Genomic DNA, 750 nt, shown 5'->3' with positions numbered 1-750 from the left:
TTAATCCAGAGTTCACCTCTTGGGCTAGTGAACTGGTTCTGAAGATAGCAATGGTAATTAGCATTGCTCCACCAATCCTGACTTATCTCTACCTGAGACCAGGCAGAGATAGCACCAACCTCTAACACTATTGCGCTCAAACCATCAGGTTTTGAGCGCACATACTTTCATCCAAGGCAACTTACCCAATAGGAATTTCAACATGCTTAAAACTCTAATAACCGCAATTTTTTGCTTAACAATGCTTAGTGGATGCGTCAATTATCACGAAGCTGATCGCTATTTTATGGATAACGCTCAGCCATTCACTAAAGAAAATGTTCTTGCTTACAATGAGTTGCAGGCTCAAATCGACGATATAGATCCCGACACGTTTTGGTCTATCAACCAAACTGAATTCAGAAGACATATCCGAGAAGGCGGCCTCAAACATGTGACTACTACTTACCAGCAACCTCATTTTTTCTATAAAGATGTCGTGCTGACCCGAGAGATGTATAACTCGAACATTAAGGCATTCGTCATCTCATTCAACACCTTATATCTTAACGATACTGGGGCGATTGAAAGTGATTTCGAACTGAGCTTGCTTTCACCTAGAAACTTAAAAGCTGAAATTATTAGCGAGACCTACATACCTTATAGGGAGCACCCAAGAAACAACACATACAGTGCGACCTTTATTGATATGTTTGCTCTTGCTTCGCTAAGTGATAAACCCGAGGTTATTGACAGTGAATACGGAAAATC

1 protein-coding gene is annotated in these 750 nt (G+C 40.8%); it reads left to right on the top strand.

The window, feature by feature from the left end:
• Window positions 1–202 precede the first annotated feature (202 nt).
• Window positions 203–750 (top strand): hypothetical protein (locus AB4585_RS22865; RefSeq protein WP_372171098.1); only part of this gene is annotated, 548 nt, incomplete at its 3' end.

The sequence above is a fragment of the Vibrio sp. 10N.222.49.C9 genome (genome assembly GCF_041474985.1).
GTDB classification, from domain to species: domain Bacteria; phylum Pseudomonadota; class Gammaproteobacteria; order Enterobacterales; family Vibrionaceae; genus Vibrio; species Vibrio crassostreae_C.
The sequence above is the reverse complement of the archived record's forward strand: the minus strand, read 5'-3'. Positions and strand labels throughout refer to the sequence as shown.